Annotated in this window: 17 protein-coding genes; 6 read left to right on the top strand and 11 right to left on the bottom strand. The window is 72.3% G+C overall.

Annotated features, from left to right (window positions below):
- Window positions 1–129: 129 nt before the first annotated feature.
- A complete protein-coding gene (locus ACZ5D2_RS00150) occupies window positions 130–714 on the bottom strand; it encodes an HhH-GPD-type base excision DNA repair protein (RefSeq protein WP_371677534.1) in 585 nt (194 codons plus the stop codon).
- Between the two features lie 130 nt (window positions 715–844).
- Between ACZ5D2_RS00150 and ACZ5D2_RS00145 the strand changes: the two genes are divergently transcribed.
- Window positions 845–1,669, top strand: a complete 825-nt coding sequence (locus ACZ5D2_RS00145; RefSeq protein ID WP_371677533.1) for a VOC family protein — start codon at window positions 845–847, stop codon at window positions 1,667–1,669.
- A gap of 48 nt (window positions 1,670–1,717) precedes the next feature.
- On the opposite strand, the gene ACZ5D2_RS00140 is transcribed toward ACZ5D2_RS00145, so the two are convergent.
- The 4 genes from ACZ5D2_RS00140 to ACZ5D2_RS00125 form a co-directional block, all read right to left on the bottom strand.
- Complete coding sequence (locus ACZ5D2_RS00140; protein ID WP_371677532.1) at window positions 1,718–2,317, bottom strand: hypothetical protein; 600 nt, start codon at window positions 2,315–2,317, stop codon at window positions 1,718–1,720.
- Window positions 2,318–2,473: 156 nt separating this feature from the next.
- Window positions 2,474–3,412 (bottom strand): helix-turn-helix domain-containing protein, encoded by a 939-nt coding sequence (locus tag ACZ5D2_RS00135; protein WP_371677531.1) that lies wholly within the window; start codon window positions 3,410–3,412, stop codon window positions 2,474–2,476.
- A 281-nt stretch (window positions 3,413–3,693) separates the two neighbouring features.
- Window positions 3,694–4,401: a hypothetical protein gene (locus ACZ5D2_RS00130; RefSeq protein ID WP_371677530.1), complete on the bottom strand. Its 708-nt coding sequence runs from the start codon at window positions 4,399–4,401 to the stop codon at window positions 3,694–3,696.
- A 101-nt stretch (window positions 4,402–4,502) separates the two neighbouring features.
- Window positions 4,503–4,868 carry an ATP-binding protein gene (locus tag ACZ5D2_RS00125; RefSeq protein ID WP_266840502.1) on the bottom strand — a complete coding sequence of 122 codons (366 nt, stop codon included), beginning with the start codon at window positions 4,866–4,868 and terminating at the stop codon, window positions 4,503–4,505.
- 140 nt (window positions 4,869–5,008) lie between these two features.
- Here ACZ5D2_RS00125 and ACZ5D2_RS00120 point away from each other — a divergent pair, with 140 nt between their 5' ends.
- From ACZ5D2_RS00120 to ACZ5D2_RS00110, 3 genes are all read left to right on the top strand, one after another.
- Window positions 5,009–5,860 (top strand): helix-turn-helix domain-containing protein, encoded by an 852-nt coding sequence (locus tag ACZ5D2_RS00120; protein WP_371677529.1) that lies wholly within the window; start codon window positions 5,009–5,011, stop codon window positions 5,858–5,860.
- Window positions 5,857–6,045: a DUF397 domain-containing protein gene (locus ACZ5D2_RS00115; RefSeq protein ID WP_371677528.1), complete on the top strand. Its 189-nt coding sequence runs from the start codon at window positions 5,857–5,859 to the stop codon at window positions 6,043–6,045. The genes ACZ5D2_RS00120 and ACZ5D2_RS00115 overlap by 4 nt, the downstream gene beginning before the upstream one ends.
- A gap of 141 nt (window positions 6,046–6,186) precedes the next feature.
- On the top strand, window positions 6,187–6,606 hold the full coding sequence (locus ACZ5D2_RS00110; protein ID WP_351030285.1) for a TOBE domain-containing protein: 420 nt from the start codon (window positions 6,187–6,189) through the stop codon (window positions 6,604–6,606).
- Here the strand turns inward: ACZ5D2_RS00110 and ACZ5D2_RS00105 are convergent, their stop codons facing one another.
- Window positions 6,607–6,900, bottom strand: coding sequence for a hypothetical protein (locus tag ACZ5D2_RS00105; protein ID WP_371677527.1), 294 nt, complete (start codon window positions 6,898–6,900; stop codon window positions 6,607–6,609).
- 99 nt (window positions 6,901–6,999) lie between these two features.
- On the opposite strand from ACZ5D2_RS00105, the gene ACZ5D2_RS00100 reads away from it, so the two are divergent.
- Window positions 7,000–7,326, top strand: a complete 327-nt coding sequence (locus tag ACZ5D2_RS00100; protein ID WP_371677526.1) for a hypothetical protein — start codon at window positions 7,000–7,002, stop codon at window positions 7,324–7,326.
- Here the strand turns inward: ACZ5D2_RS00100 and ACZ5D2_RS00095 are convergent.
- From ACZ5D2_RS00095 to ACZ5D2_RS00080, 4 genes are all read right to left on the bottom strand, one after another.
- The gene (locus tag ACZ5D2_RS00095) at window positions 7,284–8,468 is read right to left on the bottom strand and encodes an NAD(P)/FAD-dependent oxidoreductase (protein WP_371677525.1); all 1,185 of its coding nucleotides are present in this window, start codon (window positions 8,466–8,468) and stop codon (window positions 7,284–7,286) included. The two genes, ACZ5D2_RS00100 and ACZ5D2_RS00095, sit on opposite strands and share 43 nt — an antisense overlap.
- Before the next feature lie 138 nt (window positions 8,469–8,606).
- Window positions 8,607–9,056, bottom strand: coding sequence for a molybdopterin-dependent oxidoreductase (locus tag ACZ5D2_RS00090; RefSeq protein ID WP_371677524.1), 450 nt, complete (start codon window positions 9,054–9,056; stop codon window positions 8,607–8,609).
- A gap of 79 nt (window positions 9,057–9,135) precedes the next feature.
- Window positions 9,136–11,919, bottom strand: a complete 2,784-nt coding sequence (locus ACZ5D2_RS00085; RefSeq protein ID WP_371677523.1) for a molybdopterin-dependent oxidoreductase — start codon at window positions 11,917–11,919, stop codon at window positions 9,136–9,138.
- Window positions 11,916–12,743 (bottom strand): FAD binding domain-containing protein, encoded by an 828-nt coding sequence (locus ACZ5D2_RS00080; protein WP_371677522.1) that lies wholly within the window; start codon window positions 12,741–12,743, stop codon window positions 11,916–11,918. The genes ACZ5D2_RS00085 and ACZ5D2_RS00080 overlap by 4 nt, the downstream gene beginning before the upstream one ends.
- A 223-nt stretch (window positions 12,744–12,966) precedes the next feature.
- Between ACZ5D2_RS00080 and ACZ5D2_RS00075 the strand changes: the two genes are divergently transcribed.
- Entirely contained in the window at window positions 12,967–14,412 is a 1,446-nt protein-coding gene (locus ACZ5D2_RS00075; protein WP_371677521.1) for a PucR family transcriptional regulator, read from the top strand.
- A 49-nt stretch (window positions 14,413–14,461) separates the two neighbouring features.
- Here ACZ5D2_RS00075 and ACZ5D2_RS00070 read toward each other — a convergent pair whose 3' ends face one another.
- Window positions 14,462–14,860 carry a TOBE domain-containing protein gene (locus ACZ5D2_RS00070; protein ID WP_371677520.1) on the bottom strand — a complete coding sequence of 133 codons (399 nt, stop codon included), beginning with the start codon at window positions 14,858–14,860 and terminating at the stop codon, window positions 14,462–14,464.
- Between the last annotated feature and the right edge of the window lie 65 nt (window positions 14,861–14,925).

The raw sequence follows: 14,925 nt of genomic DNA, 5'->3' as shown, positions 1-14,925 counted from the left end.
CCGCCCCCCGTCAAGTGGTCCGTGCCGGTCGAGCGGTCCGTGCCCGTCAACCGGTCCGCCCCCTCAACCGGTCCGCCCCCTCAACCGGTCCGTCCCCGTCCGGCCCCGGCCGGGGAACCGCCGCCGCTCCTACGCGGTGTCCTTGGCGGCGGCCTTCCGCGCCTGCTTGTACTCCCGGACCTTCGCCAGCGACTCCGGCCCCGTGATGTCCGCCGCGGAGCGGTACACGTTCGCCGGCCCGTAGTCCCCGGCGGCCTCCCGCCAGCCCTTGGGACGGACGCCCAGCCGCTTGCCCAGCAGCGCGAGGAAGATCTTCGCCTTCTGCTCCCCGAACCCCGGCAGCGCCTTCAGCCGCCCCAGCAGTTCGGCGCCGCTCGCCGCGTCCCGCCAGACGGCCTCCGCCTCCCCGCCGTAGTGCTCCACCAGGTACGCGCACAGCTGCTGGATCCGCTTCGCCATGGACCCCGGGTACCGGTGCACGGCGGGCTTCTGCGACAGCAGCGCCGCGAAGGCCTCGGGGTCCATGGCGGCGATGGCGTCCGCGTCGAGGTCGTCGGCGCCGAGCCGCTGCGCGATCGTGTACGGCCCCGAGAACGCCCACTCCATCGGCACCTGCTGGTCCAGCAGCATTCCGACGAGCGCGGCGAGCGGGCTCCGCGAGAGGAGGGCGTCGGCCTCGGGCTGCTGCGCGAGCCGGATGGTGATGTCGTCCATGGCTCCAGCCTCCCCCGCCCCGGGCCCCCGCGCGCGGTCGGCGCGCGGTTGTCAGACCCCCCGCCTAGCGTGGGATCGGACAGGCAGTGGATACGCAGTGGACGAAGTACGACACAGGAGTCGATCGACCATGTCCGATTTCCCTGAGGGTGCCCCGTGCTGGGTGGACGCGATGTTCACCGACGTGGAGGGCGCGAAGGAGTTCTACGCCGACGTGCTGGGCTGGACCTTCGGTGATGCCAGCAGTGAGTACGGCAACTACACGCAGGCCTATTCGGGAGGGAAGGCGGTCGCGGCCGTCGTGCCGCCGATGCCGGGGGGCGAGGCCGCCTCGCAGTGGTGTCTGTACTTCGCCTCGCCGGACGCGGCCGCCACGGCCGAGAAGATCAAGTCTGCGGGCGGCGAGCTGGTGATGGAGCCGATGCAGGTCGGCACCTTCGGCACGATGGCGATCGCCAAGGAGCCGAGCGGCGCGGTCTTCGGCGTCTGGCAGCCGGGCGAGCACAAGGGCTTCGAGAAGCTCGGCGAGGCCGGCGCGTACGCCTGGGCGGAGGTCTACAGCCGGGAGCCGGGCAAGGCGGACGGGTTCCTGGAGAAGGTCTTCCCGTACGAGTCCCAGCAGATGGAGTCGGGCGGTGAGGACTGCGACGATCCGAACGCGGCCGGGATGGACTTCAAGATCTTCAGCCTGGGCGGCAAGGAGAACCCGGTGCTGGGCCGGATGAAGATGGGCGACGAGTTCCCGCCGGAGATCCCGTCCTACATCCAGGTCTACTTCGGCGTCCCGGACTGCGACGAGGCCGTCGCGAAGACCCAGGCGCGGGGCGGGAGACTGCACTTCGGGCCGATGGACAGCCCCTTCGGCCGCTTCGCGGCGGTGACGGACCCGCAGGGCGCGGCGTTCGCGGTGATCGACATGTCGACGACGTCGGGGGAGATGCCGAAGTTCGGCTGATCCGGGTCCGAACGCGGGGTCGAGCGGGCCCGGTTCCGACGGGCCCGGTCAGCTCGCCGTGGTCGCGCGGTACGCGGCCACGGCGGCCGGGAGGACGGCCTCCACCCCGGACCGTGGCTTCTGCGCGATCGTCTTCTGCACCATGAGGATCACGTCGCCCTCGCGGACGAACGCCTTCTCGCTGACGTACGGGTCGGGATCGCCGGGCAGGGCGGACGAGGTCCGCAACACCAGGCTGTCGTCCGCCGGGACGTCGGCTGCCGTCACCGACACGCTCTCCTGCACGGTGGTACCGCCGTCGAGGGCGTTGGCGTAGGAGGGGCAGCGCTGCGCGGCGCCGCGTATGTCGGCCATGACCTCGGCCGCCCGGCCGGGGGCGTAGCGGTCGAGGGCCTCCTGGCCGAACCAGCCGTCGTCGTCGGGTACCTGCTCCAGCCCGACCGCCACGTCCTCCACGGGGCGGGCGTGAGCCGTCATGAAGGAGTCGACGCCGAGTTCGGAACACGGCATCGACGCGATCGTGACGGAGGCGGGGGCGTGGGGCGCGGCGGTGGTGGTCGAGTTGACCTCTGCCGTCAGCAGCCGGAAGCCGGGCGGCAGTTGGGCCTGTGTCAGCAGACCGTCGTGCAGCCGGTGCCGCGGGGGCACCGACCCTGACGGCGCGGGCGACGCCAGGGACGACGCTGGGGACGACGCCGGGCCGGCCCGCGACCCGGCGGAGCAGGCCGACGTACCGAGGACCGCTACGACGGCCACCGTCACCGCACCCGCGACATGCCGTGCGCGCACGGTTCCGCCCCCCCCTCAGATATGTGGTGGCCCACCCTCGCACACGGCCGTCGCGGCCGTTCTCGCGGCGCCCCCTCCCCCGGACGGCGGCGGATCTCCGGTGCAGTCCCGGCAGGTGCCGGGGGTCGGGCTGCGGAAGGCGCGGTCGCAGTGCGGGCAGGTCTGGAAGGGGTCGCGGGGTGCGTAGGCGGTCCGTCTGGGCTCCGCTTCCAGGGCCGGGGGGAGCTGGGCCTTGAGGCGGTGGGCGATCAGTCCGGCTGGGTTGGTGAGCGGGTGGGGGATCCGGGCCGTCAGTGCGGTGGTGATCGCTTCGATGCTCCCGCCGCGCTCCAGCCAGACCTCGGCGTCGTCCGCGAGGCGCTCGATGTCCCGCTGCCCGAGGAGCAGGCGGTGGTCGACGTGGCGCAGTCGCGCGAGCAGGGCTATGGCCGCCCAGCGCCGGGCGGAGGGAGGCTCGGGCCCGGGGTCCGGGGCGGGTACGGGCGGCGGTTCGGCCTGCTGGGGCTCCGGTTCGGGCTGTGGATCGGGTACCGGCGGCTCGGCCTCGGGCATCGGGGCGGGCTCTGGTTCCGGATCCGGGTCCGGGGGCGGAGGGAGAGGCGGGGTGGTGACGGACGCCTTGGGGTGGTTGTAGGAAATCGTTCGGGTGACGAAGCGGCCGTCGGGGAGCTGCTCGCGGACCCGCTTCAGGTAGCCGTGGGACTCCAGCTCGCGCAGTGCCGAGGCGATGCGGATCTGTCCCTCGGGCACACGCCTGGCCAGGTCTTTGATGCCGATGGGCGTTCCGGGCGGCAGCGACTGGATGTACGCGCCCAGGCCCCTGGCCGTGAGGCTGATCTTCGGATTCTGGATCAGGTGGTTGCCGACGACGGTGTACCGGGTCGAGTGCCGGACATTCGAGTGGTGAACGCCGTACGAGGAGCGCGGTGGCGCGCTAACCTGCTCAAGAGCCATGGGGAAGCTGATGACTTCCTACTTGGTCAGGCCCTCGTCCGGGATTGCCGTCCCGTCGGGGGCCGTCTCATTTCTGGGGGTTGTCGGGGCGAGCATATGCCCCGCAACCGCTCCCGAAGCCAGCTGAGTTGGACTTGTTCATCCGTGTGAGTGAAGGCGCCTCCACGGGGAGGCTGGTGGGGTTGGGCACGGTTCTTTCCCTCGGTACTGAGAAGCAAAAGAAACGTACGCGCGGACCGGGTCTTGGGTTGACGGACCTCGGCGGACGGCCTCGATCGGCGTCAACGCGGGGGCAGTTGGTCGTACGTCTTGAAGGTGTACAGCGCCGACAGGGTGATCGTGTTGCCGGTGCCGGCCGGGAGGCCGAGGCGGTCGTTCACGAGACGGGTCAGGGGGCCGCAGCCGGTTGCGGCGGGGGCGGTGAAGGTGGTGTCGGTCGCGGCGAACTTGATGACCGGCGGGTTCTTCGAGATCCACTCCGACGTGCCCACCCGTTTGAGGCGGAGCTCGATCGGGGTCTCGCCGCCGCCGATGACGCAGTCCCGGGGCAGCAGGGGGCTCACGACGCGGTAGCGCAGGGTGAAGAGGCCCATGGCGTCGCCCACCGAGTAGAAGTCGGACCGGCCGCCGTACTCGGGCTGGAGGGAGAGCGGGATCCTGCCGGCCAGGCCACCGGGGACGGCGGTCGGGTCGCCGCGCAGGGCGCCCCAGACCTGGCCGTTCGTGCCGTCGGGCAGCGGTCCCTCGGCGTGGGTGATGGTCATCGGGGCCAGCTCGGGAACGTCCCGGTCGCCGAGGTGCATCGACCCGGTGGCGGTGAGCACCTCGCACTTCCAGCGCGTGGCGTCGACCCCGGCGGGGATGGCCGGGCAGTCGGTGAAGTCGTACGAGGGTGCCTCGGCGGCGAGGGCGGGGGCGACCGCCAGGCCGGCGAGGGCGGCGGCGAGGGCGAGGGAGGCGGCTGCGCGGCGGAGCGTGGTCGTCTGCATGACCCCTACGGTGCCGCCGCGCGCCGTGCGGCGGCACCGGGGAAGTCCCCCGCCCGACCCTGAGGTGCCCCGGGGCCGCCGTCAGGGCCAACGACCTCGTGTCAGCTGCCGAGTTCGGCCCATACGGACTTGCGCGGGACGGGCCCCTGGGAGCTGCCCCAGCGGTTCGAGAGGGCGTCGACGATGGCCAGCCCGTACCGGGGCTCGCCGGGCGGCTCGTCGCCCCGGCTGTCGTGCACCTCGACCCGTACGCGGCCCCCGTCGATGACGCTGAGTTCCAGCCGGAAGTCCCGCCCGGGGACGCGGCCGTGCGTGACGGCGTTGGCGCAGAGCTCGGCGACGACTTGGGCGACGTCCTCGAAAGGGAGCCCCCAGGACCGGAGTTGTTCGACGACGAGCAGCCGGGCGAGGCGGGCCGCGCGGGGGTTGGCGGACAGCTGGAGCGTGCAGTGGAGATGAGCATTCATGTCACGCAGCGTGGCTGGGCGTGCTAGTTCTGTGAAGTGACTCGGCCGGTCCGTAGAGGGTCTGTCCAGCGCTTGTCCAAGGCTGTCCGGACTGTCCCAACCGGGTTGTCGGGTAAGGCGCGTTGCGGAGGTGGGCGTGGATGGACAGTGACGGTGTGGAAGAGCACAGCTGGGCTGTGGACCCCGAGGACGAACAGGGTGCTGCGGTGGTCGCAGCGCTCGGGCGCCAGATGCGGACAAGGCGCGAGGCGCTGGGTATGAAGGTCGCAGAACTGGCGGAGCGGATCGACTACAGCGAGGACCTGGTCTACAAGGTCGAGGGCGGCAAGCGGATCGCCAAGCCCGAGTATCTCGACGGTGTGGACGAGGCTCTGAGGGTCGACGGCCTGATCAAGGCGATGAGGGAGGACCTGGCGCAGGTCTGCTACCCCAAGCAGATTCGCAAACTGACCTCGATGGAGGCCAGGGCCTCCGAGGTAGGGGGATACAGGACTCACAACATCCACGGTCTGCTCCAGACCGAGGATTACGCGAGGACCCTGTTCGAGATGCGGCAGCCCGCTTACTCGCGGGACGAGGTGGAGTGCTTCCTGGGGGCGCGCATGGCCCGGCGGAAGGTGTTCGAGAGGGACCCCGCGCCGGCGATCAGCCTGGTTCAGGAAGAGGCCACGCTGCGGCGCCGGATCGGCGGCACAATGGTCTGGCGTGCGCAGCTCGAACGACTCCTGGAGGTCGGCAACTTGCGCAATGTGTCTCTGCAGGTGATGGCCACGGACTGCGAGGTCCACTCAGGCCTGGACGGTGGGATCGAGCTGCTGAAGTTCCCCGACGGGACAGCCGCAGGGCGATCCGAAGGGGCTTTCAACGGGCGCCCCGTAACAGACCCGAAGCAGCTTCGGATCCTGGAACTACGATACGGACTGATCCGGGCTGACGCTCTCACGCCTTGGGAGTCGCGGGCCTTCATTGAGGACTTGCTGGGAGAGACATGATCCACGACCTGGATTGGTTCAAGAGCAGTTACAGCGACGGCCCGGGTGGCGATTCCTGCGTCGAGGTGGCCACCACCCCCGGCACGGTGCACGTCCGGGACTCCAAGACCGTTCCCGGCCCGCAGTTCGCGGTCAGTGACACCGCCTGGGTCGGCTTCGTTTCGTACGCCTCTGACCTGGGATAACCGCAGGAACCAGCCGTGTGGGTGGTTCTGGTTCGCGGATGCGAGGGGCTGAACGAAAGTCAACACGTGGGCACATAGCGTCGATCCCGTGCGGTTCGTCCCGGGCCGCGCGAGGTGTCTACGTAAGGGGTCGAACCGCCCATGAGCCTGAGCATCCGCAACCAGATCGCCGGAACCGTCACCGCCGTCACCACCGGTGAGGCGATGGCGACGGTCAAGGTCCGCCTGGAGGGTGGTCAGGACATCACCGCCGCCATCACCCTCGACGCCGTCAAGGACCTCGGCCTCGCCGCCGGGTCCTCCGTCAAGGCGCTGGTCAAGGCCACCGAGGTGGCCCTGGCGACCGGGCCCGTCGAGGGGCTGTCCATCCGGAACCAGATCGCCGGGACCGTCGTCGACATCGCCGCCGGGCCGGCCATGGCCTCCGTCAAGGTCGACGTGAACGGCGGCGGGCTGACCGCCGCGATCACCGCCGACGCCGTCGAGGCCCTCGGCCTGGCCGCCGGTTCCTCCGTCGTCGCGCTGATCAAGGCGACCGAGGTGTCCCTCCAGGCCGCCTGATCATTGGATGAAGATGCTCCGGCCGTGGGCGACGGTGACCTGGCCCGGGAAGACCGGGTGGGTCACGCGTCCGTCGCAGGAGGGGCCCGACCAGACGAAGGCGACCTCGTCGGTGAAGTTCGCGACCTCCGACGGGGCGAAGTCGCCCAGCGGGTAGCAGCCCGAGGGGTCCTGGTGGGGTGCGCGGTCGATGAACAGGACCCCCTGGGCCGCCTGCGCCGTGCCCGGGGTGGTGAGCGCCAGCATCGCCGCTGCCGCGCACGCCCCGAGGACCTTCGCCGTGCCTCGCATCATGCGTCCGCCTCTTCCTTCGTGAGTGATCCACTTGTTCGCCGAAGGTAGCGGTGACGTGACGTTGCGTGATACCGGCGTGCGGTGGTGAAGGCGGGGCGCGTGGATCTTCAGGGAACGCGCGGCGGGCTCCTCGCGTCCGGGGCCGAGAGTGGGCTCCAGGTGGCCGCGTACCTGCGCGGCCAGCCGGTGGTGGAGGCGTGCGCCGGGTGCCCGTGCGGCGCGCCAAGAGCTCTGCTACTTCCTGGGATGCCCCGGACGGGCGGATCGGTCACCGCCTTCGGGCACCACGGCAGCGGCGGGTCCGTCGCCCTCGCCGACCGGGAGCGGGGGCTGTCCTTCGCGCTCACCCGCACCCGTCTGGTCGGCCCGGACAACGGCACGGCTCAGCTGCTCGCCGACGCGGTCCGGGCGGGCGCCGGGGGCTGAGCCGGGGCGGCGGCGGCCGGGCGCAGGGGCTTGGCCCAGAGGTAGCTGCCGGGGCGGCGGCGCTCCCGGTGCAGGGAGGAGAGGGTGTAGCGGTTGATCCACTCCTTGACCCGGGCCGCGGTGCGGCCGGTGAGCACCAGGCCGTGTGCCGAGTCGTCGGCGCGGACCTGCTGGACGAGGCCGTCGTGCCGGCCGAGGCTGACGCACTGGGCCACGAAGCGGAAGCCGAACGGCCTGGGCGCGCGGCCCCGGGCGAGCGCGTCGATGACATCGGCGGCGTGGGCTCCGGCGGGCATCGCCGTCGCGCACGCCATGCGGAGTTCGCCGGTGCCGGGGACCGTGATGCGGGCGGCGTCGCCGACGACCAGCACGTCGGGGTGCGAGAGCGAGCGCAGCGCCGGATCGACCAGGGCGCGGCCCCGCTCGTCCACGCGGAGCCCGGCTTCGGCGGCCAGCGCCGGGACGGTGAACGAGGCGGCCCATACGACCAGGTCGGAGGCCAGCTCGCCGCGGTCGGTCGTCAGGCCGCCCTCGTGGACGGTACGGACGCGGGTGTGCGGGTGGATCCGGACGCCGAGGCGCTCCAGGGTCCGCCCCGCGTGGGCGCGTCCGCGCGGCGACATCCCGGGGACGGGCTCGCCGGAGGTGACCAGGGCGACCTGCCAGCCGGTGGCCGACTCGGCCAGCTCCGCGGCCAGTTCGACGCCCGTCGTCCCGCCGCCGACGACGGTGACGGTGCCGGTGCCGCCGGCCATGCGGCGGGCCAGCTCCCCGGCCCGCTCCAGGGGGTACGCGTGCTCCGCGGCGCCGGGGACGCGGGTGGTGTCGGTAGCGCTGCCGAGGGCGTAGACGAGCCGGTCGTAGGAGAGGGCGGTGCCGTCGTCCAGGACGACCCGGCGGCCCTCGGGGTCGATGGCCGCGGCGCGGGCCCGGACCAGCTCGATGTCGCGGCCGGCGGTGAGCTCCCCGAGGGGCACCTGCGTGGAGGGGAGCCCGGCGGCGGTCTCGTGCAGCCGGATCCGCTCGGTGAAGGCCTCCTTCGGGTCGACGAGGGTCACCCGGTGGCCGCGGCTGACGCGGAGGGCCGCGGTGAGCCCCGCGTAGCCGGCGCCGACCACCACGACGTGCTGCTTCTGTCCCATGTCCGTACTCCCGGTCCGCTGTGGCGGGGCCCCGGTGCGGGCCCCTCGTGAACGGGACAGACGAGCGGCCGGGAACGTGACAGCGGTCCGCCCCCGCGTCGCGTGAGCCGGGTCACAGGCGGCCGAGGCCGGCGGGGCTCACACCGCGACGAGCGCCGGGACGGTCAGGGTGCCGAACCAGACGTGGGTGACGGCGCTGACGTAGCGGGCGCCGCACCGGTCGGAGGGGACCACCAGCTGGCTGCCCGGCCCGTCGAGGTCCGCGCCGTCGAGGCGGGTGGCCAGCAGGACCGGGCTGCCGCCGAAGTCGTCGTCCAGCTCCGCCCAGGACAGGACGGTGTGGTGGCCGTCGCCGCCGCTGACGGCGAGGAGGTAGCGGCTGCGGTCCTTGCGGCGGCGGGCGTCGAAGACGGGGCCCGCGCCCGAGATCACGTCCCGCAGCAGCGCGCCCTCGAAGACGTGGTGCTGCGGGCCGTTGGTCGCGCAGTCGAAGGTGACCTCGGCCCGGTGCTGCGGCCAGGCCCGCAGGTCGCGGACGCTCAGGGTCGCCGGATGGTCGAGGTCGCCGTGCAGCAGGAGTGTGGCCATGGCTATGACATGCCCGACTCGCATCTCTCCGGAACCTCACCTGCAAGGTTCAGGGGTATCCATGAGCCGCAGCTGTGCCTCATTTGTGGGATTCACCTTGCATCTTCTGCGCGATTTTCTGCCAGACGACATCCCGCGTCACCGGCATCTCGGTGAACCGCACGCCCGTCGCGTCCCGCAGGGCGTTCGCGAACGCCGGTGCGACCGGGTTGAAGGGGCTCTCGGACATGGACTTGGCGCCGAGCGGACCGATCGAGTCCGAGGTCTCCATGAAGTGGACCTCCGTGCGCGGGACGTCCGCGTACTGCGGGAGGCGGTAGCGGCGGAAGGCGGCCGTGGTGACCTCCCCGCGCTCGTCCACCCGTACCGTCTCGAAGAGGGTGGCGCCCAGGGCCTGGGCCACGCCGCCCTCGACCTGGCCGCGGCACTGCATCGGGTTCATGACCTTGCCCGCGTCCGCCGCGTGCACGCTGCGCAGGATCTTCATCTCGCCGGTGCCGGGGTCCACCGCCAGGCGGAACCACTGGGCGTTGAAGGCCACCGAGCGGGGGGAGCCGGTCCAGTGGCCCTCGGCCGTCACCTCGTGCAGCTTGCCCTTGTCGTACGCGGCCTCGTACAGCTCCTTGAGGGTGACGACCCGGCCCGCGCAGTCGAAGGCCTCGGCCTCCAGCCTGCACAGGTGCCGGGCCACGCCCGTGTGCCGGGCCGCGAAGGTCTTGAGGCGCTCCGCGAGCGAGTCGGCCGCCAGCATCACGGCCTTGCCCGCCACCACCGTGCCGGCCGAGCCGAACGCGCCGGTGTCGTGGCGGACGACGTCCGTGTCCGACTGGCGGACCGCGATCCGGTCGACGGTGGTGTTCAGCGCGCCGGCGGTGATCTGCTTGTGGACGGTGGTGGTGCCGTTGCCGAACTCGGCCGTGCCCACGGCGATGTCGTACGTCCCGTCGCGCAGCAGGCTGACGGTGGCGTCGGCGAAGTGTCCGCCGGGCGGACCGGTCGCGATCATCGCGACCGCCGAGCCCGTGCCGGTCAGCCAGCCCTCCGGTACGTCCTCGTGACTGCGGTCCTCGGCGATGGCCTTGCGGACGACGTCCATGCACTGCTTCATCCCGTACGAGGCGATGAAGAGGTCCTCCTCGTGGCCGATCGGGGTCACCATGTGGTCGCCGGCGCCGATGACGTTCTTCTCGCGCAGTTCGAGCGGGTCCATGCCCAGCCGGAGGGCGAGCTCGTCCATCACCGATTCGAGGGCGAACAGGACCTGCCCGAGGCCGTAGCCGCGGAAGGCGCCGGCCGGTACGCCGTTGGTGTAGACGGAGTACGCCTCCACCTGCTTGTTGGGCGCCTTGTAGACGGCGAAGGACTCGCCGACGCTGTGGAACATGACCGCCGGGCCGTGGTTGCCGTAGGCGCCGGTGTTGGAGAGCACGCGGATGCGCAGCGCGGTGAGGGTGCCGTCGGCCTTGGCGCCGATCTTGATGGTGATCTTGAAGGGGTGGCGGGTGGTGGCACCGTAGAACTGCTCGGCCCGGGTGAATTCGAGTTTCACCGGCCGCCGCAGCTTCAGGGCGGCGAGGACCACGATGTCCTCGGTCAGCATTTCCTGCTTGCCACCGAACCCGCCGCCCACGCGGCCCGCGACGACGCGGACCTCGTCCTCATCGAGGTCGTAGAGGGCGCACAGCGCCCGCCGGGTCAGGAAGGGCGCCTGGGTGGAGGAGCGGACGGTGATGCGCTCGCCGTCGCCGTCCTCCTTGGGTTCGAAGTACGCGACGCTGCCGTGGGTCTCCAGGCTGGCGTGCTGCACGCGCTGGGTCCGGAAGGTCTCCTCGTGGACGACGTCCGCCTCCGCGTACCCCTTCTCCATGTCGCCGATGGTGTTGTGGACCTCGCCGCACACGTTGTTCTCGGCGCGGAAGATCCCCGATTCGGGGCCCTTGGGGTGGAGGACGGGCGCGCCCGGGAGCATGGCCTCCTCCGGGTCGATCACGTACGGGAGCTCCTCGTAGGTGACCACCACGCGGCGGCAGCCCTCCTCGGCGGCCTGCTCGCTGTCGGCGACGACGGCCGCCACGCGCTGGCCGACGAAGCGGACCACGTCGTCCAGGACACGGGTGTCCATGGGGTCTTCGGTGGGGTGCTCGTGGCGGGCGGAGGAGTACAGCCGGTCGGGGGAGTCGTGGTGGGTGAAGACGGCGTGCACGCCCGGGACCTCAAGGGCGTCGCGGGTGTCGATGGAGACGATCCGGGCGTGCGGGTGCGGGGAGCGCAGCAGCTTCATGTGCAGCAGCCCCGGCACCTCGACGTCGAAGGTGTAGCGGGCGGTGCCGGTGACGACGAGGGGGCCGGCGGGGGCGCCCAGGGACCTGCCGACGGCCTGCCCGGCCTCGGGGCTCTCGGTGTGCTTGACCCCGCGCACCGCGTCCTCGATGGCCCGGTACCCCGTACAGCGGCAGATGTTGCCCTTGAAGGCGCGCGGGAGGTCCTGGAGCTTGCCGTCGTCGTGGGCCGTGCCCTCCTCGGCCTGGAGGGCGGCGGTGGTCATCAGGAACCCGGCCGTGCAGAAGCCGCACTGGAAGCCCTGGGCGTCGAGGAACTGCCGCTGCGCCGGGTGGAGCTCGCCGCCCGGCTCGGCCAGGCCCTCGACGGTGGTGACGGAACGGCCCTCGGCGCGGACCGCCGGGTAGAGGCAGCTGTGCACCGGCGCGCCGTCGACGTGGACCGTGCAGGCCCCGCAGTCGCCCTGGTCGCAGCCCTTCTTCACGCCGAACCAGCCGCGCTCGCGCAGGTAGGTGCGCAGGCACTGGCCGGCCCGCGGCTCGTCCTCGAAGCGCTGCTCGTTGATCTCGATCCCGTAGCTCATCGGGAAGCCTCCTCCAGCGTGAGTTCGCGGCGGATCTCCTCCGCGAGGCGCAGCGCCATGTGCCGCCGCCAGGCGGGCAGGCCGTGGATGTCGTCGAACCACTCGTCGGCTCGGACGGTGTCGTCGATGGCCGCCCGCAGTTCGGCGGCGGTCGGCCACAGGGCGAACCAGAAGCGGAAGGGGCGGGTGGTGGCGGCCGTCACGGTCAGGGCGAAGGAGCCGTCCTGGGGGTCGGCCGTGCCGATGACCAGGGCGCCGGAACGGCCCAGTCCGTAGAGGGAGGCCTGGCGGAAGGCCGTCCGGCAGCCCAGCGCGCGGGCCGGGACGCGGACCGAGCGCAGCAGGTCGCCCTCGCGCAGGTCCTTGACGCCCGCGCCGCGGATGAAGTCGGTGACGGCGGGCCGGCGGGTGGAGCCGTCCTGGCCCTGGATCAGGACGGTGCCGTCGAGGCCCGCCGACAGGGAGATGACCGGGCCGGCCGGCAGGCCGTTGCAGAGGTTGCCGCCGACGGTGGCCATGTTCCAGATCTTGAAGCTGGCGAGGAAGGCCCGGCAGCACTGCTCGATCAGCGGCGCGGCGGTCATGGGCAGCGACCGGCCGAAGCGCGAGAGCTCGGTGATCGTGCACGTGGCGGCGATGTCGAGGGAGCCGTCGGGCTGCCAGGACAGGGGTGGCCAGCCCATGCGGGAGAGGTCGACGAGGCGGCGGACGTGGGGCTGCGGCTCGGAGAAGAGGTACGTGCCCCCGCCGAGCCACGCGTCACCGGGACGCCAGGGCTCACGGCGGCGCGCGTCACGCACGTCGAGCACCGTGTTGAGGTCCATTTCGCGCCACCAGCCTCTCTCCAACCCGGGCGTTCCGCTCAGTGAAGCAACGGGCCGGGGGACGAAACGACTGGTCCCGGACACGGAAACCGAACCGGTTCCAGCAGTTCGCCTTGGATAATCAACCAAGAGCCATAGGCAGGGGTTGCCCTTGCATTTACGATGAGGTTTCTCGTATTCACCTGGCGAATGTGGGTCACCCCCGCCGCAAGGAGTCCCTGCCATGCACGTCCTCGACCTGCTCCAGTCCGACAACCTCGGTCTCACACTGCTCTGGGGTGAGGAGGCCCTTCTCGGCCATGAGGTCAGCGGGGTCACCGCCACCGACCTGGAGGACCCGGGCCGTTTCCTGGGCCCCGGGGAGCTGGTGCTCAGTGGACTCGTGTGGTGGCAGGAGGGTGACCCGAGGAAGGTGGACCGCTTCGTCTCGGCGCTCGCCGGGGCCGGGGCCACCGCCCTCTTCGCGGGTGAGGAGACCCACGGAGGGATCCCCGACGATCTCGTCGCCGCCTGCCGGGCCTACCGGGTGCCGCTGGTGGCCGTCCCGGCGCGGACCAGCTTCCGGACCGTCACCGAGGCCGTCTACCTGCGCCAGTGGGGCGACCTCAGCCGCCGCCCGACCCGGACCTTCGCGCTCCCCGAGAACGTGCGCGCCGAGCTGAGCCGGCTCCTGGAGAGCGGGGCCGGCCCCGACGAACTCCTCGACCGGGCCTGCGCCCACCTGGGCAAGGTGCCCTGCTACGTGCTGACCGCGAGCGGTCGCACCGTGGCGCGCACCCCTTCGGCGCCGGTGATCCCCGCACAGCGTGCGGCCCCCGCGCGGGACGGGCTGTCGCTGCGCGTCGAGTCCGACAGTTCCCCGTACGACGCCTGGCAGCTGTACCTGCCCGACGCGGACGCGGCGCCCCCGCGGGTGCTCCACGAGATCGCCGAGGTCCTCGCCCAGTACCGCGACGGGCACGCCCGCCGCGCCGCCGCCGGGCGGGCCGCCGGGCAGGCGCTGGTCTCCCTGCTGGCGCAGGACGCCGACCCGGCGGCCCTGGAGGAGGCGCTGACCTCCGCCGGACTGCCCACGAGCGGGCCCTACCGGGTGCTCGCCGCCACCTCCGGCGACGCGCTGGCCGAGGCGCTGGGGCACCTGGAGGGCGTCCGGTGCGCCGTCGGGGACTCCGCCGCCGTGCTCTACGAGGACCCGGACGCGGGGGCCGACCCCACCGCCGGGCTGCGCGGCGTGTGGCCGCTGCTCCAGGCGTGCGGGGGCCCGGACGAGGACCTGCGCCTGGGCGCGGGCGCGCGGGCGGCGGGGCCGGAGCAGCTGCGGGCCTCCCTGAACCAGGCGCTGTTCACGCTCACGGCGGCGGGCGCGGAGAGCCCCGTACGGGCCGTCGAGCAGCTGGACACCCTGGCGGAACTGCTGGCCGGGGTGCCGCCGGAGGTGCGCGGCGTCTACGGCGCGCGGACGCTGGGGCCGCTCGGCGACGGAATGCTGCGGGAGACCCTGGAGGTCTTCCTGGCCAACAACTGCTCGTGGGCGCGTACGGCGGAGGTCCTCCACCTGCACGTGAACACGGTGCACTACCGGATCGAGCGGGTGGAGGCCCTGACCGGCCGCGACCTGTCCCGACTGGACCACAAGCTGGACCTGTACGCGGCCCTGCGCTGCGGTTAGCCCCCGGCGGGGTCCCCCTAGGCGGCCGGGCCCGGTGGGCCCGGCCGCCTCAGGGGACGTCCACGTGCACTTCCGTGGACTTCACGCGGGCGGTGACGCTGACCCCGACCGCGATGCCCAGCTGTTCCACCGATTCCCGGGTCACGAGGGAGACGATCCGGTGCGGGCCCGACTGGATGTCCACCTGGGCCGTCACCTCGTCGACCCGTACCGCGGTGACGATCCCCGCGAAGGCGTTGCGGACGGAGGTGGCGGCGGCCGTTTCGGGCAGGGGGTGCAGGCCCGTGGCCCGTTCCTTGGCGAAGGCGGCGAGCGCCGCGCCGTCCACCACGCGGGTCCCGTCCGGAGTCCGCAGCGCGGGCAGCCGCCCCGCGTCGGCCCAGCGGCGCACGGTTTCGGGGCTCACGCGCAGCAGGCCCGCGGCCTGCCCGATCGAGTACGACGGCACGCGCGCAGCTTATCCACGCCCGGGTGCCCCGGAAGGGGTTGCGAACGCTGTACGCGTCAGCGTAC

The organism is Streptomyces sp. NPDC031479 (assembly GCF_055581065.1).
The sequence above is the reverse complement of the archived record's forward strand: the minus strand, read 5'-3'. Positions and strand labels throughout refer to the sequence as shown.